This is a genomic window from Neobacillus niacini (genome assembly GCF_019749295.1).
In the GTDB taxonomy this organism is placed as follows: domain Bacteria; phylum Bacillota; class Bacilli; order Bacillales; family Cytobacillaceae; genus Neobacillus; species Neobacillus niacini_D.
In genome coordinates this window covers 203,396-228,480 of sequence record NZ_JACWFG010000003.1, presented here as the reverse complement: position 1 = coordinate 228,480, position 25,085 = coordinate 203,396, and the positions used below count along the sequence as shown (strand labels likewise).

Genomic DNA, 25,085 nt, shown 5'->3' with positions numbered 1-25,085 from the left:
TCAAAAAAAATATAGAATAGATAATGAAAAATATTGCATGTTTTCGATTATGTTGGTGTGAAAAAGTTTTCTTTTTTTCAAATATAATAAAGGGGCGAAAAAATGCAAAATGTTATGATTGTTGGGGCCGGAAAGGGCGGTACAGCGATCCTTAAATTACTCAATGAAACGGAAGTTTTAAAAGTTCAGGTCGTGATTGACAGAAACTTGGATGCACCAGGGATTATGATTGCACAAAATGAGGGACTAAAAACTGGTACAGACTGGAAGCCTTTTTTAAATGAAAACATCGATATTATCATTGAGGTAACTGGAAGTGAAAAGGTATTTCAAGAATTAAGAAATGCCAAAAACAAGAAAACAGTCCTGATACCTGGCAGTGTAGCCTTTCTTCTTGTAAGGCTCCTTGAAGAGAAAGAAGAATTAATTGTTAAACACCAAAATGCCTCTTATCAACAAGAGTTAATCTTTAATGCCGCCAATGATGGGATGCTGGTGATCGATGCCCAGGGCTTTGTTATATTATTCAATAACCGGGCCGAAGAAATGACGAATGTTAAACGTGAGCAAGCCCTTGGGAAATATGTGATGGAGGTTATACCTGAAAGCAGGCTGCCTTTAATTCTTGAAACTAGAAGGACAGAGACGAACCAAGAAATGATCTTGGGAAACGGTCGGAAGATTATTACCACACGTATTCCTATCATTGAAGAGAACGGAACCTTAATAGGAGCATTTGCCGTTTTTAAAGATATCACAGAAGTGGTGAATCTTGCAGAAAAGATAACCGATTTAAAAGAAATACAAACAATGCTGCAAGCTATTATCCAGTCTAGTGACGATGCCATCTCAGTAGTTGATGAAAATGGCAGGGGTATTCTCATTAATCCAGCATATACGCGTCTTACAGGTCTTACACAGGAACAGGTTATCGGACATCCTGCGACTGCTGATATATCTGAAGGTGAAAGTATGCATATGAAAGTACTCCAAACAAGAAGAGCAGTCCGCGGGGTCCCAATGCGAGTAGGTGCTAATAAACGAGAAGTTATCGTTAATGTAGCACCGATTATTGTAAAAGGGATATTAAAAGGCAGTGTGGGTGTTATTCATGACATGTCAGAGATAAAAAACTTAAATAGGGAATTAACCCGTGCCAGGCAAATCATCCGTACACTTGAAGCGAAATATACATTTGAGGATATAATCGGCAGCTCCGAGGAAATGACGCTTGCCATTGAACAGGCAAAGCTGGGAGCAAAAACACCTGCGACAGTTCTGTTACGAGGTGAATCTGGCACAGGAAAAGAATTGTTTGCTCATGCTATACATAATGCTAGTGATCGAAAATATAACAAATTTATCCGTGTGAATTGTGCTGCTATTTCTGAGTCTCTTCTAGAAAGTGAACTATTTGGCTACGAAGAGGGGGCGTTTTCAGGGGCAAAAAGGGGAGGGAAACGAGGATTTTTTGAAGAGGCAAATAACGGTAGTATTTTCTTGGATGAAATTGGTGAACTTTCAGCAAATACACAGGCAAAACTATTAAGAGTGCTTCAAGAAAACGAAATTATGCGTGTAGGTGGTACAAAGCCTGTTCCGATAAATGTTCGAATCATAGCGGCGACACATGTGAATCTTGAAAAAGGAATTGCAAAAGGTTCATTTAGGGAAGACTTATACTATCGTTTAAATCGTATGCCAATACATATACCCCCGCTACGGAATCGTAAACAAGAGATTCCGATATTGTGTGAAAGAATTATTCAGAAAATTAATCGAGACTATGGAAGAAATGTGGAGGGCGTTACCCAAGCAGCAATTCTCAAATTAATAAATTATGATTGGCCGGGAAATGTAAGGGAACTAGAGAATATTCTTGGCAGAGCGATGATTTTTATGAATTATTATGAAACATTCATTAATGTCCATCACCTCCCGGAACTGAGGCCTAAAAAAGCGGGAAGTGAACCACTAATAACTGATGTTAATGAACCCGTTCAACAAAATCGTTCCCTAACCGATATGGTTGAAGAGTATGAAACTGAAATAATTCAGCAAACACTTCAACGTTTGAATGGAAATAAAACGGCAACTGCAAAAGCGCTTGGTCTATCGGTGAGAAATCTTTATTATAAACTTGAAAAGTACAAAATTGAAAATAATAGCATGCAATAATTTTCACAGTATGAAGTAAATTGCAGGAGTTGTAACGAGAATTAAAGCGTTTTCAGTAAAAAATCAATTTGGCACAAATATTGCATGGTACATATATGGAGTTGCAGCTGTAGAAAAGAAAGGGTTGATGACAACTTGTTGCTTGAATCACTGATAAACAAAGCAACCCAACTTGAAGGGAATACGGTAGCTGTTGCGGCGGCAGAAGATGAAGAAGTCATTAAGGCAGTTATTGAGGCGTTAAACCGTAATCTAGCCAACTTTATTTTATTTGGCGATAAAGAAAAAATTGAAACTATTCTAAGTGTTTATTATGAGATTAAAAACGTAAATAGAACGCTTACTGTTATTCATGCTGAGTCAAACATACTGGCTGCTGAGCTGGCAGTCAGGGCTGTATCCAATAAAGAAGCAACTGTACTAATGAAAGGGAATATCCCAACGAGTATCCTTTTAAAAGCAGTTTTAAATAAACAGTACGGTCTTAGGACAGGAAATGTCCTTTCGCATACAGCAGTCTTTGAGGTTCCGGATTTCAATCGATTTACTATTGTTACTGACGCTGGAATGAATATTGCCCCTGATTTAGAACAGAAGGTTCAAATAATTAAAAATGCAGCAACACTGGCAAGGGCAATTGGAATAGAATATCCCAAGGTTGCTCCAATAGCGGCCGTTGAAGTAGTGAATCCAGCCATGCAAGCGACTATTGATGCCGCTGCATTAAGTGTTATGAATAAACGAGGACAAATCACAGATTGTATTGTGGATGGACCATTAGCATTAGATAATGCCGTATCTGCAATAGCTGCTGAACACAAAGGGATTCATAGTGAAGTAGCGGGAAAAGCTGATATATTATTAGTTCCTACTATTGAAGTTGGAAATGTCTTATATAAGTCATTAATTTACTTTGCAAAAGCAAAGGTAGGAGCTGTTATTTCAGGAGCAAAGGCTCCAATTGTATTAACCTCTAGGGCTGATTCGGCGGAAAGTAAATTATACTCACTCGCACTCGCCATCTGCTCTGTAACTAAATAGATTTTTATCTAGCTTTCATATTAGAGGAGGATGTAAACATGGAAATTTTCAAGTACTTAGAACAATATGATTATGAGCAAGTGGTATTTTGCCAGGATAAACAATCTGGATTAAAAGCTATTATTGCTATACACGATACAACATTAGGGCCAGCATTAGGCGGCACTCGTATGTGGACTTATGAATCAGAGGAAGCAGCAATCATTGATGCTTTACGTTTAGCAAAAGGTATGACATATAAAAACGCAGCAGCCGGTTTAAATCTTGGCGGCGGTAAAACGGTTATCATTGGTGACCCGCGTAAGGATAAGAATGAGGAGTTATTCCGTGCTTTTGGACGCTATATTCAAGGATTAAATGGAAGATATATTACAGCAGAGGATGTAGGAACAACGGTTGCAGATATGGATTTAATTCATGAGGAAACAGATTATGTGACTGGCATCTCCCCAGCATTTGGTTCTTCAGGTAATCCATCACCTGTAACGGCTTACGGTGTGTACGTTGGAATGAAAGCAGCTGCAAAGGAAGCATTCGGCACGGATTCCCTTGAAGGGAAAGTAGTTGCGATTCAAGGTGTTGGGAATGTAGCTTATACTCTTTGTGAATACTTGCATAAAGAGGGTGCACAATTAATTGTTACTGATATTAATAAAGAAGCTGTTGCCCGGGCAGTTGCGGATTTTGGTGCACGAGCAGTAGATCCAAATGAAATATATGGCGTTGAATGTGACATTTATGCCCCTTGTGCATTAGGTGCAACAATCAATGATGATACAATTCCCCAGCTTAAGGCGAAGGTAATTGCAGGTTCTGCTAATAATCAATTAAAAGATACTCGTCACGGTGACATTATCCATGAAATGGGTATCGTGTATGCACCTGATTATGTAATAAATGCTGGCGGCGTAATTAACGTGGCGGATGAACTTTACGGATATAACCATGAGAGAGCAATGAAAAAGGTTGATCAAATATATGCAAGCATTGAAAAGGTAATTGCTATTTCGAAACGTGACGGTATTCCGACTTACGTGGCAGCAGATCGTATGGCTGAGGAAAGAATCGAAAGAATGCGTAATTCTCGCAGTCAATTCCTTCAAAATGGCCATCATATCTTAAGCCGACGTTAAAAAATTTGTTAGGAAAAAGCGCTGAATGAGTAGTTCAGCGTCTTTTCCCTTTAATAGGTATGAAATGTAAAAAGATGGAGGTTAAATACGGTGCCTATTAATAAATATCGAATGCTCATCATCAATCCAGGTTCCACTTCAACTAAGATCGGGGTCTTCGATAATGATATTTCCATTTTAGAAAAAACAATCCGCCATGATTCAGATATGATTAATAGGTTTGATGCAATTATTGATCAATATGAATTTAGAAAGAATACCATCTTGGAAACACTTGATCATGAAGGGATTAATATATCAAAACTGGATGCTGTATGCGGCCGCGGCGGCTTGCTTCGTCCCATTGAAGGTGGAACCTATGCCGTTAATGAAACCATGCTGGAGGATTTGCGGACTGGTTTGGCTGGACAGCATGCTTCGAATTTAGGCGGGATCATTGCACATGAAATAGCTTCAGGCTTAAATATTCCTTCCTTCATAGTCGATCCCGTAGTAGTGGATGAACTAGAACCAATTGCAAGAATTTCCGGTTTTTCTTTAATTGAGAGAGTTAGTATTTTTCATGCCTTAAATCAAAAGGCGGTTGCACGAAGAGTTGCAAAAGAATTAGGGAAGGAATATACGGAATTAAATCTTATTGTCACCCATATGGGCGGCGGGATTACAGTTGGTGTACATAAGCAGGGAAAAGTTGTGGATGTAAATAATGGCCTCCATGGTGATGGTCCTTTCAGCCCTGAACGTGCAGGAAGCGTACCTGCTGGTGATTTAGTTGCGCTTTGTTACTCTGGTCAATACTACCGCGATGAAATAATGAAAAAGCTTGTAGGTCAAGGCGGTCTTGTTGGCTACTTGGGAACAAACGATGCAGTTGAAGTCGAAAGGCGGATCGCCGCGGGTGATGAACAGGCAGCACTGGTATATGAAGCGATGGCCTATCAGGTTGCTAAGGAAATAGGGGCAGCAAGTGCTGTTTTAGCAGGAAAAGTTGATGCTATCGTGTTAACTGGCGGTCTTGCTTATGGTAAGGGATTTGTGAAATCCATAATTGAACGGATAAATTGGATAGCTGATTGTTTAGTCCATCCAGGTGAAAATGAACTGCAAGCATTGGCAGAAGGTGCACTCCGGGTATTACGTGGAGAAGAAAAAGTAAAAGAATATCCTGGTACGTTCAAAACAGCAAAACTCTAATTTTGGGGGAGGAAAAATAGTGTCACAAGAATATGATTTAGTCATTCTAGGCGGTGGTACTGGCGGTTATGTAGCTGCTATTCGCGCCTCTCAGCTGGGTTTGAAAACAGCGATCGTTGAAAAAGGAAAGCTTGGCGGAACATGCCTTCATAAAGGTTGTATACCTAGTAAAGCACTTCTAAGAAGTGCTGAGGTCTATGCGACAGCTAAGCACAGTGAAGATTTTGGTGTCATTACAAGTGAAGTATCTTTTAACTTTGTCAAAGTTCAGGAAAGAAAAAATAAAATAATTGATCAACTTCATAAAGGTGTTCAACATCTCATGAAACAGGGGAAAATTGATGTCTATGAAGGTTTAGGCAGGATTTTAGGACCGTCAATTTTTTCGCCAATGCCAGGAACCATTTCAGTTGAAATGAATAATGGTGAGGAAAATGAAATGCTCATTCCCAAAAACGTTGTGGTTGCAACTGGTTCAAGACCTAGAACCCTTCCGGGACTAGATATTGATGGAGAGTATGTTATCACCTCTGATGAGGCATTGGAACTTGAAACATTACCTGCTTCTATCATTATTGTTGGCGGGGGTGTCATTGGAATTGAGTGGGCTTCAATGTTATCTGATTTTGGAGTCGATGTCACCGTCATTGAGTATGCAGACACTATTATCCCAACAGAGGATAAAGAGATTTCTAAGGAAATGCAGCGCTTAATGAAGAAAAAAGGTATTAAACTGGTAACAGGAGCTAAGGTTCTGCCAGAAACACTAGAAAAAGGTGATGGAGTTACCATTTCTGCGGAAGTAAAAGCAGGGCTGAAAGAATTTAAGGCAGAAAAACTTCTTGTTTCTGTTGGCCGACAAGCAAATGTTGAAGGAATTGGCTTGGAAAATACAGAAATACAAGTTGAAAAAGGTTTTATTGTTACAAATGAATTTTATCAAACTAAGGAATCTCATATTTACGCAATTGGTGATGTAATTGGCGGCCTGCAGCTTGCACATGTAGCCTCCCATGAAGGAATTATTGCTGTCGAGCATATTGCCAGGAAAGATCCATCTGCACTTAATTATGACTTAGTTTCTAGATGTATTTATAGTAATCCAGAGGTATCGAGTGTGGGAATAACAGAAGAACAGGCAAAAGAAAAGGGTCATAAAGTAAAAGTGGGTAAATTTTCCTTCCGGGCGATCGGGAAGGCTCTTGTATTTGGAGAATCCGATGGTTTTGTCAAAATTGTTGCTGATGAGGAAACGAATGATATTCTAGGGGTGCATATGATTGGTCCTCATGTTACAGATATGATTACAGAAGCAGGTTTGGCAATGGTATTGGATGCAACACCGTGGGAGATTGCTCATACGATTCATCCACATCCAACGCTATCAGAAGCTATAGGGGAAGCTGCGCTTGCAGTAGATGGAAGAGCAATCCATTCATAAGAATTTTTTAAATGCGACAAACGGGAGGTAAAAATAAATGGCTGAAAATCGTCATCATGCTTTAGGTTTAAGTGATGAAAAGGTTATGGAAATGTATGAAACTATGCTTTTAGCCCGCCGGATTGATGAGCGGATGTGGTTATTAAATCGTGCTGGAAAAATTCCATTTGTTATTTCCTGTCAAGGACAAGAAGCTGCTCAAGTAGGAGCAGCATATGCACTCGATAAGGAGAAGGATTATGTTCTTCCTTATTATCGCGATATGGGTGTAGTTTTAACTTTTGGAATGACACCAAAGGAACTTATGCTATCTGGATTTGCTAAAGCAGAGGACCCAAACTCTGGGGGCAGGCAAATGCCTGGACACTTCGGACAAAAGAGTAATCGTATTGTAACAGGTTCTTCTCCTGTAACAACTCAGGTTCCGCATGCTGTTGGTGTAGCATTAGCTGGGAAAATGGAAAAGAAGGACCTCGTGACCTTCGTAACCTTTGGTGAAGGGTCATCAAACCAAGGAGATTTCCATGAAGGAGCTAACTTTGCTGGAGTCCATAAACTGCCTGTCATTTTCATGTGTGAAAATAATAAATATGCGATATCTGTCCCTATTGAGAAACAATTGGGATGTGAAAAGGTATCGGACCGTGCAATTGGTTACGGTATGCCGGGCTTTACTGTTGATGGAAACGATCCATTAGAAGTGTATAAAGTAGTGAAGGAAGCAGCTGACCGCGGACGCCGCGGCGAGGGACCTTCGTTAATTGAAACTATTTCATACCGTCTGACACCACACTCTTCTGATGATGATGACCGTTCTTACCGCGCTCCTGATGAAGTAGCTAAAGCGAAAACGAAGGATCCAATCATTACTTTTGGTGCCTATTTAAAAGAAACAGGCGTCATGAATGATGAATTGGAAAAGGAAATCAACGATCGTGTGATGAAGCAAGTGAATGAAGCTACTGATTATGCTGAGAATGCACCGTATGCAGCACCTGAGCACGCGCTGAAATATGTTTATGGTGATAGGTAAGGGGGATATAACATGGCAGTAATTTCTTATATTGATGCGGTCACGATGGCCATCCGGGAAGAAATGGAAAGAGACCCAAAGGTTTTTGTTCTGGGGGAAGACGTTGGAGTAAAAGGCGGGGTTTTTAAGGCAACACAAGGTTTATATGAACAATTTGGTGAAGAACGTGTCATTGATACACCGCTTGCAGAGTCCGCGATTGCCGGGGTAGGAATTGGGGCTGCAATGTACGGAATGAGACCGATTGCTGAAATGCAATTTGCTGATTTTATTATGCCTGCAGTCAACCAAATTATTTCAGAAGCAGCAAAGATTCGTTATCGTTCAAATAACGATTGGAGCTGCCCGATGGTTATCCGGGCACCATATGGCGGCGGAGTTCACGGGGCACTTTATCATTCCCAATCCGTTGAAGCAGTATTTGCGAATACACCGGGATTAAAGATTGTTATGCCTTCAACTCCGTACGATGTGAAGGGGCTATTAAAAGCGGCTATTCGTGATAATGATCCAGTGCTATTCTTTGAGCATAAGCGTGCATATCGCTTAATCAAAGGGGAAGTACCAGCGGATGATTACACATTGCCGATTGGAAAGGCAGATGTGAAGCGTGAAGGCGAAGATATAACCATTATTACCTACGGTCTTTGTGTTCATTTTGCCCTGCAGGCTGCTGAAAAATTAGCCAAGGATGGAATCTCAGCACATATTCTTGATTTAAGAACGGTTTATCCTTTAGATAAAGAAGCAATTATTGAAGCTGCTTCTAAAACTGGTAAGGTATTGCTAATAACTGAAGATAATAAAGAAGGAAGTATAATAAGTGAAGTTTCCGCCATCATCGCTGAAAATTGCTTATTTGAATTAGATGCTCCGATTATGCGCCTGGCAGGACCAGATGTCCCAGCGATGCCATATGCACCGACGATGGAGAAATTCTTTATGGTTAACCCTGAAAAAGTTGAAAAAGCAATGCGTGAGCTTGCTGAATATTAATAGGAGGTTGGAAACTTGGTTATTGAACAAATTAAAATGCCGCAGCTAGGGGAAAGTGTAACCGAAGGAACAATCTCAAAGTGGCTTGTTTCTGTCGGAGATAAAGTTAACAAATATGACCCACTAGCAGAAGTCATGACAGATAAAGTAAATGCAGAAGTGCCTTCCTCCTTCACAGGTACCATTAAAGAGTTGGTTGCGGAAGACGGAGACACACTTGCGGTCGGAGAAATCATTTGTACCATCGAAATCGAAGGTGTTGGAAATGATGAAGCAGCAATAGGCAGTGAACAAAAACCTGAAGCTGCCACGATTGCTGCTGTTTCCGAGCAAAAGGATCAAGGAAACAAAGCCCGTTATTCGCCTGCTGTATTAAAGATTTCGCAAGAGAATGGAATTGATTTAACACAGGTGACAGGCACCGGTTCAGGCGGTCGTATAACAAGGAAAGATTTATTGAAATTGATTGAATCAGGGAATATTCCAACAGCAGGAGCAAAGGTGGAAGCACCGAAGCAGCAAGACGCTCAATCTGCAGTTGTACAGGAAACAGTATCATCTGTTTCTGCTCAGCCATCCTCGGCTCCGAAGCAATCTGTCCCTGCTCCAAGTATCCCTGTGGCAGCAGGTGACATTGAAATACCGGTAACAGGAATACGTAAAGCAATTGCTGCAAACATGCTCCGCAGTAAGCACGAAGCACCGCATGCATGGACGATGATTGAAGTAGATGCAACAAATCTTGTGGAATACCGTAATTCCTTAAAGGATGAGTTTAAGAAAAAGGAAGGTTTCAATTTGACCTTCTTTGCATTCTTCGTAAAGGCAGTTGCACAAGCGTTGAAGGATTTCCCACAAATCAATTCAATGTGGGCTGGTGATAAGATTATCCAGAAGAAAGACATCAATATCTCAATTGCGGTAGCAACCGATGACGCGCTGTATGTACCAGTCATAAAGCAGGCTGATGAGAAAACGATTAAAGGAATTGCCCGTGAAATTTCTGAACTTGCTGTAAAAGTTAGAACTGGAAAGCTTCGCTCAGAAGATATGCAGGGTGGGACATTTACGGTTAATAACACCGGCTCATTTGGATCAGTACAATCGATGGGAATTATCAACTACCCGCAGGCAGCAATTCTGCAAGTAGAATCAATCGTCAAGCGCCCTGTTGTTATGAACAACGGAATGATTGCGGTTCGAGACATGGTAAATCTATGTATGTCACTTGACCACAGAGTTTTAGATGGGCTGGTTTGCGGCAGGTTTTTACAACGGGTTAAAGAAATTCTTGAAAATACCTCCAAATCAACAACTTCTATTTATTAATGAAAATAACCGCTCCCGGTATTTGATCGGCTGCGGTTTTTTTATTGCTTGTATTGTATTTGTGTCCTAAAATAGAGGTATTAAGTAATTTAAAGAATATTTTGTTATTTTTATTTTAGATAGGGGGGAAACAAATGAGTGTTGAGGAATTGCAAAATCAAGAATTTTCTTTAAAGACAAAAGAAGATTGGAAAGTAAAAGCAGAGGAATCTTTAAAAGGCAAGAGTGTTGAGTCTTTAAATAGTAGTACATATGAAAACATCGTTTTGCAACCGCTTTATTCTCGGGAAGATGATCAGAAAGCTCCAGACTTTCCGGGAGGTTCGGATTTTCGTAGAGGTAGTAATCCTTTAGGGTATGTAACAAATGATTGGAAGACAGCACAGCGTATTAGCTATCATTCTGTGGAGGAATTAAAGGAAAAGCTCCATAAGGGCGTTGAAAAAGGACAAACCGCTCTTTCGTTTGAAGTTACTGAAGCTCTTTTTGAATCAAAGGAAACATTAAATGGAGTACTTGGTGATTTACCTGCTGCATTCCCGTTTGCCATTAATGGAAGAGCCATGCACTCGGCATTGCTAGCAGTATTAGCAGAAAATGAGACTAGCGCCAATCAAGTAAGTGGATATGTTGGCAGTGACCCTTTAGCTTTGTTTGCAGAGGGAGGATTCATCGAAGAAGATCTATTCAAGGGTTGGATAGAAGATATAAAGCTCGCAAATCTAAAACTGCCAAACTTACGGACTGTATTAATAAATACAACCACCTGCCATCAAGGCGGTGCCAATGCGGTACAAGAGCTGGGAATTGCAGCCGCAGCCGGAACCTTTTATCTACAGCTTCTTCTTGATAATGGTATGAAGCTTGATGATGTTCTAACCAAAATGATTTTTCAATTTTCAATAGGCAGTAATTTCTTTATGGAACTGGCCAAATTGCGTGCAGCACGAATCCTATGGGATAAAATTACTCAAGTTTATGGAGCTGACACTAAAAACAGAGGAATGCAGATTGCTGCAGAAACGTCTTCGTTTACAAAAACAGTCTATGATTCCCACGTAAACATACTTCGTGCTGGAAATGAGGCGTTTGCAGCTGTGTTAGGGGGCGTTCAATATCTCCATGTAACACCTTTTGATTACGAAACTGGAGGTTCACAGTTATCAGAAAGAATTGCGAGGAACACGCAAAACATTCTGAAGGAAGAAGCACATCTTCAAAATGTAGTTGACCCAGCCGGCGGCTCCTGGTACGTCGAAGCGCTGACAGCAGAGCTTGCAGAAAAAGCGTGGCAGTATTTTCAGCAGATTGAAGCAAAAGGCGGTATGCTGGAAGTTTTAAAAACGGGCTGGTTACAAGATGAAATAGCCTCTGTAAATGAAAATCGGAAGAAGGATATTTATTTTAGAAAACAAAGCATTGTCGGGACGAATGTATATGCCAATCTTGATGAGTCGGCTGCTCCAGCTAATGAGCGACCTGCAGACAGTTATTTGGGTCAGCTTACTTCGAGTATTCAAATTAAGGCTATTCCTAACAAAAGACTATCAGAGCCTTATGAAAATCTTCGGAGGATGAGTGAAGAAATTGAAAAGAAATCAGGTGCTAAACCACAGGTTGGCATGATTTGTCTGGGAGAGCTAAAACAATATAAACCTAGACTTGATTTTATGAAAGGATTTCTCGCTGCTGGAGGTTTAAAAGGTGTCGAAAGTGGGACAATCACATCCTTGGAGCAGGCAAAACAATTTATAAAGAATCAAAACACAAAATATTTATGTATTTGTGGAAGTAATGACCACTACGAGTCAGATGGGCATGGCATTCTAACGTCGTTGAAAAAAGAATTTCCTAATGCAATTTTTTATTTAGCAGGATTACCAGAAAAGCAGGTTCATATGCAATGGATGGATGAGGGAATTAAACAGTTTATCCATATAAAAAGCAATTGTTATGAAACTCTTGCTTCAATTTTATCTTCAATGGAGGTGGCATTGGATGAAGTCACAAAAGCCTGATTTTCAAAACATTCATTTATTTGATGAACAAGACTTCATCACAAAGGTGCAATGGCAGAATCAAGTTGACAAAGAAATTGAAACTTCAATTGATGACCTACTATTTGAAACCAATGAACAGATTCAGTTAAAACCACTCTATACCTCCGAAGACAGGGAAGGTATTCAGCATTTAGATGATCTGCCTGGCCTTCCTCCGTATACGCGCGGGCCGTACCCGACTATGTACGTGAATCGTCCATGGACTCTAAGACAATATGCTGGATTTTCAACGGCTGAGGAGAGTAATGCCTTTTATCGGAGAAACTTAGCGATGGGGCAGAAAGGTTTATCCGTTGCCTTTGATTTAGCTACACACCGCGGTTATGATTCTGATCATCCAAGGGTAGTGGGAGACGTTGGTAAGGCAGGGGTTGCCATTGATTCGGTTCTTGATATGAAGACTCTTTTTGATGGTATACCACTAGATCAAATGTCTGTTTCCATGACAATGAATGGAGCTGTTTTGCCAATTCTAGCATTTTTCATTGTTACCGCTGAGGAACAGGGAGTCACACAGGATAAGCTGTCTGGAACGATACAAAATGATATTTTAAAAGAGTATATGGTTCGTAATACGTATATTTATCCACCTGAGATGTCCATGAAAATCATTGCAGACATTTTCGAGTATACCTCTAAATATATGCCAAAGTTTAATAGTATCAGTATTTCCGGCTATCATATGCAGGAGGCAGGAGCCCCAGCTGACTTGGAATTAGCTTACACTCTAGCTGATGGCTTAGAATATGTACGAACGGGCCTCATGGCTGGGATCGACATCGATAAATTTGCACCACGTCTATCCTTCTTTTGGGCAGTAGGCATGAATTATTTCATGGAAGTGGCTAAAATGCGTGCAGGCCGATTAATTTGGGCCAAAATGATGAAATCCTTTGACCCAAAAAGTGAGAAATCTATGGCACTTAGAACGCATTCCCAAACCTCAGGCTGGAGTTTAACGGAGCAAGATCCATTTAACAATGTAATCCGAACCTTACTTGAAGCACATGCAGCAGCCATGGGACATACGCAATCACTTCATACAAATGCTCTTGATGAAGCCATTGCACTACCAACAGATTTCTCAGCTCGAATTGCTCGAAATACCCAGTTGTTCTTACAAGAGGAAACAGCTATTACCAAAGTAATTGACCCGTGGGCAGGTTCCTATTATGTTGAGAAGCTTACCGATGAATTGGTGAATAGGGCTTGGAAACATATTGAAGAAATTGAAAATCTCGGCGGAATGGCAAAAGCAATCGAAACAGGCCTTCCAAAAATGAGAATTGAAGAGGCTGCAGCGAGAAGACAAGCACAAATCGACTCTGGTAAAGAAACCATTATCGGTGTAAATCGTTACCGGCTTGAAAAAGAAGAAGCAATTGATATCTTAGATATTGATAATACAGCAGTCCGTTTAAAGCAAATTGAAAAATTAACTAGTTTAAAGGCTGGCCGTGATGAAGGAAAGGTAGCAGAAGCTTTAGCCGCATTAACAAAGGGGGCAGAGACAGGGGAAAGTAATCTCTTAGAGCTAGCTGTACAAGCGGCAAGAGTAAGAGCCACCTTAGGTGAGATTTCTGATGCAATTGAGAAGGTTGCGAACAGGCATAAAGCAGTGATTCGTTCTATTAGCGGAGTGTACAGCAAGGCATTTACAAACGAAGAGGAAATTTCTGAAGTGAAGAAGATGACAGATGAATTCCTTGAGAATGAAGGTAGACGACCAAGGATTCTTATCGCCAAAATGGGGCAGGATGGACATGACCGCGGGGCTAAGGTCATTGCAACAGCCTTTGCCGATCTTGGCTTTGATGTCGATATTGGACCATTATTTCAGACTCCAGAGGAAACGGCCATGCAGGCTGTTGAAAATGATGTTCATGTCATTGGGATGAGTTCACTTGCAGCAGGGCACAAGACGTTGTTGCCACAGCTCGCTGCGGAGTTAAAAAAGCTTGGGCGCGAAGATATATTAATGGTGATTGGCGGCGTTATTCCAGCTCAGGATTATCAATTTTTATATGATAATGGAGCAGCTGCAATTTTTGGTCCTGGAACGATTATCCCGGTTGCAGCCCAAAAGGTTATAAAGGAAATTTATAAGCAGCTTGGCTATGAGGAAGTGGCAAAATAGATGTCTGAGGATAGGAAGCCGGAATGGAGCGACCCAAATGAACCTGAGAAATTTTCAACATTAATCAAAAAAGGGGAAGAGCAGGAAGGCCAGTCTATAGTCATCGAAAAAAACATTGTTTATCGAAAACGTGAATCAAAGGACCCTTCTGTTGAAGAGTTAGTTGACGGTGTACTGTCAGGGAATAGAGGACAGTTAGCCCGTGCCATTACCTTGGTCGAAAGTAATGCTGAACAGCATTTCCACAAGGCACAGGAGCTCCTGCAAAAGCTCCAGTCTCACAGTGGAAAATCAATTCGAATCGGAATTACTGGTGTGCCTGGTGCCGGGAAAAGTACCTTTATTGAAGCATTCGGTACCTTTCTTTGTGACCTTGGTCTTTCGGTCGCTGTTCTTGCTATTGATCCAAGCTCAAGTTTAAGCGGGGGGAGTATTCTTGGTGATAAAACCAGGATGGAGAAACTGTCCCGGAATCCAAGGGCTTTTATCCGCCCATCACCAACTGCAGGTAAGCTGGGTGGTGTCCATCGAAAAACGAGAGAAGCGATGTTGATTTGCGAAGCTGCTGGATTTAATGTGATCCTTATTGAAACAGTGGGTGTGGGTCAAAGCGAAGTGATAATAAGAGACATGGTGGACTTTTTCATGCTTCTCGTCCTGACTGGTGCTGGTGATGAATTACAGGGAATGAAAAAAGGAATCATGGAGCTGGCCGATGCCGTCCTTGTTCATAAAGCAGATGGCTCTAATAAAGAGAAGGCGGAGCAGACTAGAAAAGAGTATAGCCGTATCCTTCACTTTCTTCAGCCTGCCACTAAGGGATGGGCGTCCAAGGCTTATACGTGCTCCTCTTTAACAGGGGAGGGTATTAAAGAGGTTTGGGGTGTTATTAAGGATTTTGAGGAGAAAGGAAAGTCCTCAGGAGTGTTTGCGGAAAGACGAAAAGGACAGCAGCGTGATTGGATTTATTCTCTCATTACCGACCAGCTGCACTATAGCTTTTTTCACCATCCCGAAATTAAACTCAAATTACCTCAATTAGAAAATGAAGTAATGGCCGGAAAGAAAACGGCAGCAAGTGCTGTAGATATACTCTTTAATACATTCCTTTCAGGTCAAAAGTTGTGACTGTCAATTTATTGACAGTCTTTTTCATAAAAAAGTTCCTATTTATTTGAAAGAAACACATTTTTACTGTTATCATGTAGTTATATCGACATAAATTAGGAGTGAAAAGTATGAGCATGGATTTCAATTTTTTCATGAATGATGTTGTGACACAAGCACGTAAAGAAATCGCAGCAGCTGGATATAAAGAACTAAGAACACCTGAAGAGGTTGAAGGAGCGCTTGAACAAAAAGGTACAACCTTAGTGATGATCAATTCTGTATGTGGCTGTGCGGGCGGTATTGCACGTCCTGCAGCAGCTCATGCCCTTCATTATGATAAACGTCCTGACCAGCTTGTTACGGTTTTTGCCGGACAGGATAAAGAAGCAACAGAAAAAGCACGCAGCTATTTTACAGGTTATCCGCCTTCCTCACCGTCCTTCGCTTTATTGAAAGACGGAAAAATCATTTCGATGATCGAAAGACACCAAATAGAAGGCTACGATCCAGCAACAGTCGTAGCAAGACTGCAAAAAGAATTTGAAGAAAACTGCGAAGAACTATAAATCATAGTCAAAAGAGCTAATCTCCTTAACAGGGATTAGCTCTTTTTGTATTTCAAAAAAGTAATAATAATTTTTATAAATATACTTGCATAATTATTTAAGGCTGTGTTAAAATTCATTACGTTGCATAAATATTAAACTTTAACTCTACTAAGTTAGTAAAAAGCGATACTAAAATTAAATTTTAATTTTCAGAAAATTATAGGAGGAAAACAAATGAAAAAGGTAATTGGTTTATTCTTAATAATGATTCTAGCAGCAGGATTACTTGCAGGGTGCGGCGAAACAAAGGATGCTAATGCAGGTGAAAAAAAGACATTAGTGATGGCAACCTCTGCCGATTATGCGCCGTTTGAATATATTGAATCAGATAAAAGTGATGAAATTATTGGTTTTGATGTTGATTTAGCAAAGGCAATTGCCGGAAAACTTGGTTATAAAGTTGAAGTAAAAGACATGGATTTTGGCGGTTTGGTTCAGTCACTTAAATCTGGACAAGCTGACTTTGTATTAGCGGGAATGACACCTACAGAAAAAAGAAAGAAAAACGTTGATTTTAGTGATATCTACTACACAGCACAACACATGGTTATCTCTAAAAAAGACAGTGGAATTGCAACAGTAGAGGATTTAGAAGGTAAAACAGTTGGCGTGCAATTAGGTTCTATTCAAGAAGGTAAAGCAGATGAAATTAATGAAACTGTAGCGATAAAAGTAGAAAATCGTAACCGTATCCCAGAGCTTATTCAAGAATTGAAAGCCGGCCGTTTTGACGCAGTCATTATTGAAGACACAGTGGCTAAAGGGTACCTTGATAAAGAAGCTGATTTATCAAGCTTCACAGTTAGCGATGACCCAGAAGAAGCAGGATCAGCGATTGCATTTCCAAAGGATAGCGAACTAACAGATAAATTTAACAAAGAGCTTCAAAAAATGAAAGATAATGGCGAACTACAAGAATTGATTGTTAAATGGTTTGGTGGGGAAAACTAATTCTACAACCAAGACGTTCAGAAAGTCTTCTGAACGTCTTACTAATTTCATTACATAGAGAGGACGGCACATGAATGAACTTAGATTTTGCACAATTCATTCCTTCAATGCCATACATTTTAGAGGGAATACTTGTTACACTTAAGATTGTCATTTTGGCTGGTATCTTAGGATTTGCTTTAGGTATTATTCTTTCATTGTTTAAGATTAGCAAATTCAAATTTCTTGGCTGGTTTGCGGACGCGTATACGTCAATTTTTCGTGGTACGCCATTAGTTTTACAACTTATGTTAATCTATTATGGTTCACCACAATTACTTGGTTATCAAATTGAGCCTTACACAGCAGCGATTCTTTCCTTTGCTCTAAATTCTGGTGCGTACATATCAGAAATTATCAGAGCGGGGATTCAGGCGATTGACAAAGGCCAGCAGGAAGCTGCAATGGCACTGGGTGTACCTTACACAAAAATGATGTGGGATATTATTCTGCCGCAAGCTCTTAAAAATATCCTTCCTGCTTTAATGAACGAATTTATTACGCTGACAAAGGAATCTGCGATTGTCACCACAATTGGAGTAATGGACATTATGCGCAGGTCTTATCAAGTAGGGGCTGAAAACTATTCGTTCTTCGAGCCATTATTGATTGCGGGGCTGATCTACTACTTAATGGTCGTAGCTTTGACCTTCCTAGGTAAAGCGGTTGAAAGGAGAATGAGACGCAGTGATTAAGGTAGAGGATTTGCACAAAAATTATGGAAGACTCGAAGTATTAAAGGGAATATCTACAACAATCGAAGCTGGTGAAGTGGTAGCAATTATTGGACCATCAGGATCAGGAAAGTCGACTTTCCTGCGTTGCATGAACCTCCTAGAAAATCCAACTAGTGGAAGAATATTTGTAGGTGATCAGGATGTTACTGATAAGAAGACAAATATCATGAAGGTACGGCAAAACGTTGGAATGGTTTTTCAACACTTTCATTTATTCCCGCATAAAACCGTATTGCAGAATCTTACTTATGCACCGATAAAGGTAAAAGGATTGACAAAAGCTGAAGCAGAACAGGTTGCTTATGATTTGTTAGAAAAAGTGGGTTTAGCAGAAAAAGCAAACGAATATCCGACAAGATTATCAGGCGGGCAAAAGCAGCGTGTGGCAATTGCAAGAGCTCTGGCAATGGAGCCGGAAGTTATGCTGTTTGATGAACCTACGTCGGCACTTGATCCAGAAATGGTGAAAGAAGTACTTGAAGTAATGAAATCCCTTGCTCATACAGGGATGACGATGGCAATTGTGACCCACGAAATGGGCTTTGCCCGGGAAGTGGCTGACCGTGTGCTGTTCCTAGATGGAGGAGTACTTGTAGAAGACGCCAAACCTCATGAATTTTTTACGAACCCGAAGAGCAAGCGGGCACAAGATTTCTTGCAAAAAATGCTCTAATAAGGATAAGCTAAAGATGGTCTTTATGATCATCTTTTTTATTTTGAGGAGAATGCTATGAAATATCGAATTGGGTATCGGACGATAAAAACCGCATTAGGAACAGCTATCTCTATCTTGATTGCACAGAAGTTTGGTTTAGACAACTTTGCCTCTGCGGGAATCTTAACCATTTTATGTATCAAGGTTACGAAAAGAAAATCGGTACGTGCTTCTTGGGACCGATTTCTGGCTTGTGTTTTAGCCATGGCATTTTCAAGTTTATTTTTTGAAGTAATCGCATACCATCCCATTGTAATTGGTATTATGCTATTATTCTTTATTCCGACTGTTGTCATGTTTAAAGCTAATGATGGAATTGTTACGAGCAGTGTCATAATTTTACATATCTATATGGCTGACAACTTATCTATAGGTCTTTTTCTAAATGAGCTTGGTGTTATTATTATTGGAATTGGAGTAGCGCTTATTATTAATCTCTATATGCCAAGTGCTGATAATAGATTAAATCAATACCAATTAAAATTAGAGGAAAATTTTAAAGTGATTTTTTGTGAGATGGTCAAATTCTTAAGAACAGGGGAAAGTGATTGGTCTGGAAAAGAAATAACGGAAACAGCAAAGTTGCTGGAAGAAGCCAAATCCTACGCCTTCCGAGATGTAGAAAACCACTTTTTAAGAGATGAAAATGATTACTTTCATTATTTTAAAATGAGAGAAAAGCAATTTGAGGTTATTGAAAGAGTTTTACCAATTGTTACTTCACTCACAGTGACGTTACCACAGGGGAAAATGATTGCACAGTTTCTCAAAGAATTATCTGGAAATATACAACCAGGAAATACTGCTTATATTTATCTAGAAAAATTAAAAGAGATGAAAAAAGAATTTGAGGAAATGGAGCTTCCGAAAACACGAGAGGAATTTGAGGTACGTGCTGCATTGCTTCAATTAGTGAAAGAAATGAATGAATATTTAATCATTAAAAGCTCCTTTAAAACATCAAAATGGAATAAGCCGAAGAAAATTGAAGCAAACTAAGGAAAAAATGGCAGGTGGATTACATGATAAAGATACTATCGCCAATCCTGTTTGCTTTTTTTATTTCACCTCTTTGGCCGTTAGGTCCAAATCCTCTCCCAGGTGACCCTTTTGTTATCGTCAATAAGTCTACAAATGAGTTAGCCTTAATTGATGAAAATAAGGTCCAAACTGTTGTGAGTATTGGTACAGGTAAGACCAAAGAGTTAACACCAGAAGGTTTATTTACAATAACGGTAAAAGCTAAAGATCCGTACTATCGCCGTAAGGATATTCCCGGAGGTGACCCTAATAATCCACTTGGATCAAGGTGGATTGGCTTTGATGCAGAGGGGACAGATGGACGGATTTATGGAATTCATGGAACCAATCAGCCTGCTTCCATCGGCAGATATGTTTCACAAGGCTGCATCCGTACGCAGAATGAAGTAATTTCCTCTTTGTACCCCCTAATTCCATTAGGCACAAAAATATTAGTTACTTCAACGAGTAAGTCATTTGAAGAGCTCGGAAAAGAATTTGGTGCGATTCAATAAAGGTAAAAGGGACTGTTCATCGAACAGTCCCTTGTCTATTTTTTTGATTAAATAAATTGAGCAATCCCAATTAATAGAGTTGAGGCTAACATAGCGAAAAGCATTAAATATACAATTATTTTTCTTGTTCTCTTCTTATTCAAAGTGGGTTCCCCCTTTATATTAAATAGCTTTATTTCTATTTTACAGGGAAAAGCCCATTTGAACAATGGAACAACATCTCAATTTGGGAAGGAATTATGAATTTTTTAGCGAATATGATAATTGTCGAAACAATTATAATTTTGAAAACAGAGGGGTAAGCATGATAAAAAAAGTGGACCACATTGGAATCGCTGTTCGATCACTTGAGATGACACTTCCCTTTTATACAGAGGTACTTAATTTACCTTTACTAGGGATTGAGGAGGTTAAAAGTCAAAAGGTTAAAGTTGCGTTTCTGAAGGCTGGAGAAACGAAACTAGAGCTCCTAGAACCAACCTCAGAGGATAGTACAATTGCCAAATATATCGAAAAACGTGGTGAAGGTATCCACCATGTAGCACTTGGTGTCGATTCTATTGAAGAGAGAATACAAGAAATGAATGAAAAGGGTATTACCATGATCGATAAGGAACCAAGGATTGGTGCAGGAGGAGCACATATTGCTTTTATGCATCCTAAATCAGCCTCGGGTGTTTTGGTCGAGCTATGTGAGAAGAAAGGGTGAAAGCGAAATGATAGACATCTATGAAAAAATAAATGAATTATATGATAAGCGCCGCGAAGTAGAACTGGGAGGCGGGGATGAAAGAATTGAAAAACAGCATGAAAAAGGAAAACTTACGGCAAGAGAAAGAATTGACCTTTTAGTTGATAAAGGAACATTTGTAGAATTGAGCCCATTTATAGAGCACAGGACAAATGATTTTGGTCTTGATGAACAGAAAGGACCTGGAGATGGTGTTGTTACCGGTTATGGAAAAGTAAATGGCAGGCCAATCTACTTATTTTCCCAAGACTTTACCGTATTTGGCGGTGCATTAGGGGAAATGCATGCCAAAAAGATTGCAAATGTAATGGATTTAGCTGCTAAAAACGGTACACCATTTGTGGGATTAAATGATTCTGGCGGTGCCCGAATCCAAGAAGGTGTTGTCTCACTCGATGGATACGGGCACATCTTTTATCGGAATGCAATCTATTCTGGGGTTATCCCGCAGATATCGGTTATTATGGGACCTTGTGCCGGTGGAGCAGTTTATTCACCTGCCATTACCGATTTCGTTTTCATGGTTGAAAAAACCAGTCAAATGTTTATAACTGGTCCAAAAGTAATTGAAACCGTGACCGGTGAGAAAATTTCTGCTGAGGACCTTGGAGGTGCCCATGTTCATAATAGCATTAGTGGAAATGCTCATTTTGAATCAGCATCTGAGCAGGAGGTTTTAGAAGAGGTTCGTAGACTGCTAAGCTATCTGCCGCAAAATAATGAAGAAAAACCTCCAAGACTAGAAGTTGATGAGGAAAATGATTATCGGCCAGACTTAACAGACGTTATTCCTTTTGATGCTATCCGTCCATATGATGTCCGAAAGGTAATTGAACAAGTTGCGGATGCAGACTCTTTTATGGAAATACAGAAAAACTTTGCGAAAAACATCGTCGTTGGTTTTGCGAGGATTAAAGGTGAAACTGTCGGATTAGTATGTAACCAGCCCAAAGTAATGGCGGGTGGACTTGATATTGATTCTTCCGATAAGGCAGCAAGATTCATTCGTACTTGTGATTCGTTTAATATTCCGATTATTACATTTGAAGATGTAACAGGGTTCTTTCCAGGAGTTAAACAGGAGCATGGAGGCATTATTCGCCATGGAGCTAAGATTCTATATGCTTATTCAGAAGCGACAGTACCAAAACTGACAGTGATTACAAGAAAAGCATACGGAGGGGCATACGTAGCGCTTAATAGCAAGTCTATCGGTGCAGACTTAGTCTTTGCTTGGCCAAATGCTGAAATTGCTGTAATGGGTCCTCAGGGTGCTGCCAATATTATTTTTGCTAAAGAAATACAAAATAGTGAGAATCCTGAACAAGTAAGACAGCAAAAGATAGAAGAATATCGAGAAAAGTTTGCTAATCCATATGTAGCTGCCAGCAGAGGGATGGTTGATGATGTCATTGACCCGCGTGAAACAAGAATAAAAATTATCCAAGCATTAGAAATGCTTCGCAATAAAAAAGAATCGAGACCGTTCAAAAAACATGGTAATATCCCGCTTTAATGCTTTCATTTGATGACAGGATTATGAAGGAGTATACTCTAGTAGTGAGTACATAAAACGGAGGGTTATTCTGATGATTAATCATGAACGTCTTTTGAATGAATTTTTAGAGCTTGTACAAATCGACTCTGAAACAAAATATGAAGCAGAAATTGCGAAAGTTTTAAAACAGAAGTTTACAGATTTAGGTCTTGATGTATTTGAAGACGATACAATGGCCGTTACAGGACATGGGGCAGGGAATTTAATTTGTACCCTTGCTGCCACTAAAGACGGCGTAGATCCTATTTACTTTACTTCTCATATGGATACAGTCGTTCCAGGAAGAGGTGTTAAACCATCTATTAAAGACGGTTATGTTGTAACAGATGGAACAACCATTTTAGGTGCTGATGATAAAACAGGCTTAGCAGTTATGCTAGAAACGATACGTGTCTTAAAAGAGCAGAATATTCCCCATGGGCAAATCCAATTTGTTATCACAGTTGGCGAAGAATCTGGACTTGTAGGAGCTAAAGCACTTGATTCGTCCTTACTGAAAGCAAAGTATGGCTACGCATTGGACAGTGATGGGGCAGTGGGTAATATCGTAGTTGCAGCTCCTACTCAAGCCAAGATAAAAGCGGTTATATATGGTAAAACGGCTCATGCAGGTGTGGCTCCGGAAAAAGGGGTTTCAGCAATCACGATTGCAGCAAAATCAATTTCGAGAATGCCATTAGGCAGAATCGACTCAGAAACTACAGCAAACATCGGCCGCTTCGAAGGCGGAACACAAACGAATATCGTTTGCGACCGTGTTGATATTTTAGCAGAAGCTCGTTCACTTATTGCTGAAAAAATGGAAGCACAAGCTGCTAAAATGAAAGAAGCATTTGAAACTGTTGCTGCAGAAATGGGTGGAAGAGCAGAAGTGGATATCCAGGTAATGTACCCAGGCTTTAAGTTTGGTGAAGGTGACTTGGTAGTTGAACTCGCACGTAAAGCTGCGGAAAAAATTGGCCGCAGCTGTGAATTACAGCATAGCGGGGGCGGAAGTGATGCCAACGTCATTGCGGGCTTCAATATTCCAACTGTAAACCTAGCAGTAGGTTATGAAGATATTCATACTACAAATGAACGCATGCCGATTGAAGAACTTAACAAGCTTGCAGAAATGACGATTGCAATTATTGAAGAGGTTTCAAATCAATAAGTGATACCTAGACGGAGAGCCATTTGGTTCTCCTTTTGTTATACTAGAGGTACCATTTTTCTAGGAGAAGTGCCATGAAGAAGGAAATGTATCCGAAAAAGGGAAGAGTCATACTGCATGTTGATATGAATAGCTTCTACGCCTCAGTGGAGATGGCGTATGATTCAGAATTGAAGGGGAAGCCTGTTGCTATTGCCGGAAACGTGGAGGAGCGCAGGGGGATTATTATTACCTGCAGCTATGAAGCTAGAAAATTCGGAGTCAAGACAACCATGCCGTTGTGGGAAGCGAAGAAACTCTGTCCCCAGTTAATCATCAGAAAACCTAATTTTGACCGCTACCGGACTGCATCAATTGCCATGTTTGAGATTCTCAGGAATTATACAGAGCTCGTGGAACCTGTATCAATTGATGAAGGGTTTATGGATATTACCGATTCCTATGAACTAGGGAGTCCAATAGAAATCGCCCAAAGTATCCAAAAAAGGGTTCTCGAGCAGCTTGATCTGCCATGCAGTATCGGGATTGCTCCCAATAAATTTTTAGCAAAGACAGCCTCTGATATGAAAAAACCGATGGGAATAACGATACTGCGAAAGCGTGATGTTCCCTCCGTTCTGTGGCCGTTAAACACCAGTGAAATGCATGGTGTTGGCAAAAAGACAGCTGAAAAGCTAACAACAATTGGCATTCATACCATTGGAGAATTAGCTGCAGGCAATGAGATACAGCTAAAGTCTCTGCTTGGCATTAATGGTATCCGCATAAAGGAGAGGGCAAATGGAATTGATAATAGGGTGGTAGACCCTGAATCTGTTTCTGAATTTAAGAGTATTGGAAATTCCACAACGCTGCCAAAGGATACGAGCAATCAACAAGAATTGTACCGGGTTTTGGAAGCTTTGGCAGATACAGTTTCGGTAAGATTAAAGCGGAAAAATGTCCTAGCCACAACGCTGGGCATCACCATCCGTTTTAAAGATCGGAAAACCATTACCCGCAGTAAGAAACTTTCCAACCCCATTCAACAGAAAGAAGATATAGCTTCACTTTCGAAGCAGATTTTTCTTAAGCATTGGAACGGGAATTCTGTCCGACTATTAGGCATTACAGGCTACGATTTAGTAGAGCAGAATTCAGCCTATAAACAGCTTGATTTATTTTCATTTGAAAAAGATGCAAAAAAAGAGCCCTTGCTTAAAACCCTTTCCACTCTACGGGACAAATATGGGAAGAATATCATTGAAAATGCTGGTAATAGAAATATCGATCATGCTCATAACGTGGGAACGGGAACAAGTTTTAATAAAGACTTTCTTCGAACCTTTCCACAAAAACAGCAAGAAGAAGAATAAAAGCTCCGCCATTGTTTAATAAACAAATGCG

The 25,085-nt window shown here is 40.1% G+C and carries 22 protein-coding genes; 21 read left to right on the top strand and 1 reads right to left on the bottom strand.

Going from position 1 to position 25,085, the window contains the following annotated elements:
* Positions 1–102: 102 nt before the first annotated feature.
* From H0184_RS06925 to H0184_RS06845, 17 genes are all read left to right on the top strand, one after another.
* Positions 103–2,178, top strand: a complete 2,076-nt coding sequence (locus H0184_RS06925; RefSeq protein WP_221822899.1) for a sigma-54 interaction domain-containing protein — start codon at positions 103–105, stop codon at positions 2,176–2,178.
* Between the two features lie 135 nt (positions 2,179–2,313).
* Complete coding sequence (gene yqiS / locus H0184_RS06920; RefSeq protein ID WP_221822898.1) at positions 2,314–3,219, top strand: phosphate butyryltransferase; 906 nt, start codon at positions 2,314–2,316, stop codon at positions 3,217–3,219.
* A 38-nt stretch (positions 3,220–3,257) separates the two neighbouring features.
* Positions 3,258–4,352 (top strand): branched-chain amino acid dehydrogenase, encoded by a 1,095-nt coding sequence (gene bcd / locus H0184_RS06915; protein WP_221822897.1) that lies wholly within the window; start codon positions 3,258–3,260, stop codon positions 4,350–4,352.
* Between the two features lie 111 nt (positions 4,353–4,463).
* A complete protein-coding gene (gene buk / locus H0184_RS06910) occupies positions 4,464–5,546 on the top strand; it encodes a butyrate kinase (RefSeq protein ID WP_260631486.1) in 1,083 nt (360 codons plus the stop codon).
* A 19-nt stretch (positions 5,547–5,565) separates the two neighbouring features.
* The gene (lpdA, locus tag H0184_RS06905) at positions 5,566–6,987 is read left to right on the top strand and encodes a dihydrolipoyl dehydrogenase (RefSeq protein WP_221822894.1); all 1,422 of its coding nucleotides are present in this window, start codon (positions 5,566–5,568) and stop codon (positions 6,985–6,987) included.
* A 37-nt stretch (positions 6,988–7,024) separates the two neighbouring features.
* Positions 7,025–8,020 (top strand): thiamine pyrophosphate-dependent dehydrogenase E1 component subunit alpha, encoded by a 996-nt coding sequence (locus H0184_RS06900; RefSeq protein WP_221822892.1) that lies wholly within the window; start codon positions 7,025–7,027, stop codon positions 8,018–8,020.
* Positions 8,021–8,032: 12 nt separating this feature from the next.
* Positions 8,033–9,016, top strand: coding sequence for an alpha-ketoacid dehydrogenase subunit beta (locus H0184_RS06895; RefSeq protein ID WP_221822890.1), 984 nt, complete (start codon positions 8,033–8,035; stop codon positions 9,014–9,016).
* Positions 9,017–9,031: 15 nt separating this feature from the next.
* Positions 9,032–10,345, top strand: a complete 1,314-nt coding sequence (locus H0184_RS06890; protein ID WP_221822888.1) for a dihydrolipoamide acetyltransferase family protein — start codon at positions 9,032–9,034, stop codon at positions 10,343–10,345.
* 134 nt (positions 10,346–10,479) lie between these two features.
* On the top strand, positions 10,480–12,363 hold the full coding sequence (locus H0184_RS06885; RefSeq protein WP_221822886.1) for a methylmalonyl-CoA mutase subunit beta: 1,884 nt from the start codon (positions 10,480–10,482) through the stop codon (positions 12,361–12,363).
* A complete protein-coding gene (gene scpA / locus H0184_RS06880) occupies positions 12,344–14,542 on the top strand; it encodes a methylmalonyl-CoA mutase (protein ID WP_221822884.1) in 2,199 nt (732 codons plus the stop codon). The genes H0184_RS06885 and scpA overlap by 20 nt, the downstream gene beginning before the upstream one ends.
* Positions 14,543–15,670: a methylmalonyl Co-A mutase-associated GTPase MeaB gene (gene meaB / locus H0184_RS06875; protein ID WP_221822882.1), complete on the top strand. Its 1,128-nt coding sequence runs from the start codon at positions 14,543–14,545 to the stop codon at positions 15,668–15,670. It abuts the gene before it with no gap.
* A gap of 110 nt (positions 15,671–15,780) precedes the next feature.
* Positions 15,781–16,218, top strand: a complete 438-nt coding sequence (locus H0184_RS06870; protein WP_221822881.1) for a BrxA/BrxB family bacilliredoxin — start codon at positions 15,781–15,783, stop codon at positions 16,216–16,218.
* 216 nt (positions 16,219–16,434) lie between these two features.
* Entirely contained in the window at positions 16,435–17,211 is a 777-nt protein-coding gene (locus H0184_RS06865) for a transporter substrate-binding domain-containing protein (protein ID WP_221822880.1), read from the top strand.
* Positions 17,212–17,285: 74 nt separating this feature from the next.
* Positions 17,286–17,945, top strand: a complete 660-nt coding sequence (locus H0184_RS06860; protein ID WP_221822879.1) for an amino acid ABC transporter permease — start codon at positions 17,286–17,288, stop codon at positions 17,943–17,945.
* Positions 17,938–18,660 carry an amino acid ABC transporter ATP-binding protein gene (locus tag H0184_RS06855; protein WP_221822878.1) on the top strand — a complete coding sequence of 241 codons (723 nt, stop codon included), beginning with the start codon at positions 17,938–17,940 and terminating at the stop codon, positions 18,658–18,660. Before H0184_RS06860 ends, H0184_RS06855 begins: the two co-directional genes overlap by 8 nt.
* A 57-nt stretch (positions 18,661–18,717) precedes the next feature.
* Positions 18,718–19,701, top strand: coding sequence for an aromatic acid exporter family protein (locus H0184_RS06850; RefSeq protein WP_221822877.1), 984 nt, complete (start codon positions 18,718–18,720; stop codon positions 19,699–19,701).
* Positions 19,702–19,724: 23 nt separating this feature from the next.
* On the top strand, positions 19,725–20,237 hold the full coding sequence (locus H0184_RS06845) for a L,D-transpeptidase (protein WP_221822876.1): 513 nt from the start codon (positions 19,725–19,727) through the stop codon (positions 20,235–20,237).
* A gap of 47 nt (positions 20,238–20,284) precedes the next feature.
* Here H0184_RS06845 and prli42 read toward each other — a convergent pair whose 3' ends face one another.
* On the bottom strand, positions 20,285–20,380 hold the full coding sequence (prli42, locus tag H0184_RS06840) for a stressosome-associated protein Prli42 (protein ID WP_221822874.1): 96 nt from the start codon (positions 20,378–20,380) through the stop codon (positions 20,285–20,287).
* A 161-nt stretch (positions 20,381–20,541) separates the two neighbouring features.
* Here prli42 and mce point away from each other — a divergent pair, with 161 nt between their 5' ends.
* The 4 genes from mce to H0184_RS06820 all read left to right on the top strand — a co-directional run bounded on the left by mce (position 20,542) and on the right by H0184_RS06820 (position 25,054).
* Positions 20,542–20,946, top strand: a complete 405-nt coding sequence (gene mce / locus H0184_RS06835; protein ID WP_221822871.1) for a methylmalonyl-CoA epimerase — start codon at positions 20,542–20,544, stop codon at positions 20,944–20,946.
* Positions 20,947–20,953: 7 nt separating this feature from the next.
* Complete coding sequence (locus H0184_RS06830) at positions 20,954–22,504, top strand: acyl-CoA carboxylase subunit beta (RefSeq protein WP_221822870.1); 1,551 nt, start codon at positions 20,954–20,956, stop codon at positions 22,502–22,504.
* A 73-nt stretch (positions 22,505–22,577) separates the two neighbouring features.
* Entirely contained in the window at positions 22,578–23,699 is a 1,122-nt protein-coding gene (locus H0184_RS06825) for a tripeptidase T (RefSeq protein WP_221822868.1), read from the top strand.
* A 74-nt stretch (positions 23,700–23,773) separates the two neighbouring features.
* Complete coding sequence (locus H0184_RS06820) at positions 23,774–25,054, top strand: DNA polymerase IV (RefSeq protein WP_221822866.1); 1,281 nt, start codon at positions 23,774–23,776, stop codon at positions 25,052–25,054.
* The last annotated feature ends 31 nt before the right edge of the window (positions 25,055–25,085 follow it).

What these genes read in the sequence shown, in the direction of transcription:
- H0184_RS06925 (WP_221822899.1), top strand. Translation starts at nt 103, where the DNA reads ATGCAAAATGTTATGATTGTTGGGGCCGGAAAGGGCGGTACAGCGATC.
- H0184_RS06865 (WP_221822880.1), top strand. Translation starts at nt 16,435, where the DNA reads ATGAAAAAGGTAATTGGTTTATTCTTAATAATGATTCTAGCAGCAGGA.
- scpA (WP_221822884.1), top strand. Translation starts at nt 12,344, where the DNA reads ATGAAGTCACAAAAGCCTGATTTTCAAAACATTCATTTATTTGATGAA.
- H0184_RS06860 (WP_221822879.1), top strand. Translation starts at nt 17,286, where the DNA reads ATGAACTTAGATTTTGCACAATTCATTCCTTCAATGCCATACATTTTA.
- mce (WP_221822871.1), top strand. Translation starts at nt 20,542, where the DNA reads ATGATAAAAAAAGTGGACCACATTGGAATCGCTGTTCGATCACTTGAG.
- buk (WP_260631486.1), top strand. Translation starts at nt 4,464, where the DNA reads ATGCTCATCATCAATCCAGGTTCCACTTCAACTAAGATCGGGGTCTTC.
- H0184_RS06870 (WP_221822881.1), top strand. Translation starts at nt 15,781, where the DNA reads ATGAGCATGGATTTCAATTTTTTCATGAATGATGTTGTGACACAAGCA.
- H0184_RS06850 (WP_221822877.1), top strand. Translation starts at nt 18,718, where the DNA reads ATGAAATATCGAATTGGGTATCGGACGATAAAAACCGCATTAGGAACA.
- H0184_RS06885 (WP_221822886.1), top strand. Translation starts at nt 10,480, where the DNA reads ATGAGTGTTGAGGAATTGCAAAATCAAGAATTTTCTTTAAAGACAAAA.
- bcd (WP_221822897.1), top strand. Translation starts at nt 3,258, where the DNA reads ATGGAAATTTTCAAGTACTTAGAACAATATGATTATGAGCAAGTGGTA.
- H0184_RS06825 (WP_221822868.1), top strand. Translation starts at nt 22,578, where the DNA reads ATGATTAATCATGAACGTCTTTTGAATGAATTTTTAGAGCTTGTACAA.
- H0184_RS06820 (WP_221822866.1), top strand. Translation starts at nt 23,774, where the DNA reads ATGAAGAAGGAAATGTATCCGAAAAAGGGAAGAGTCATACTGCATGTT.
- H0184_RS06900 (WP_221822892.1), top strand. Translation starts at nt 7,025, where the DNA reads ATGGCTGAAAATCGTCATCATGCTTTAGGTTTAAGTGATGAAAAGGTT.
- H0184_RS06895 (WP_221822890.1), top strand. Translation starts at nt 8,033, where the DNA reads ATGGCAGTAATTTCTTATATTGATGCGGTCACGATGGCCATCCGGGAA.
- H0184_RS06845 (WP_221822876.1), top strand. Translation starts at nt 19,725, where the DNA reads ATGATAAAGATACTATCGCCAATCCTGTTTGCTTTTTTTATTTCACCT.
- meaB (WP_221822882.1), top strand. Translation starts at nt 14,543, where the DNA reads ATGTCTGAGGATAGGAAGCCGGAATGGAGCGACCCAAATGAACCTGAG.
- H0184_RS06830 (WP_221822870.1), top strand. Translation starts at nt 20,954, where the DNA reads ATGATAGACATCTATGAAAAAATAAATGAATTATATGATAAGCGCCGC.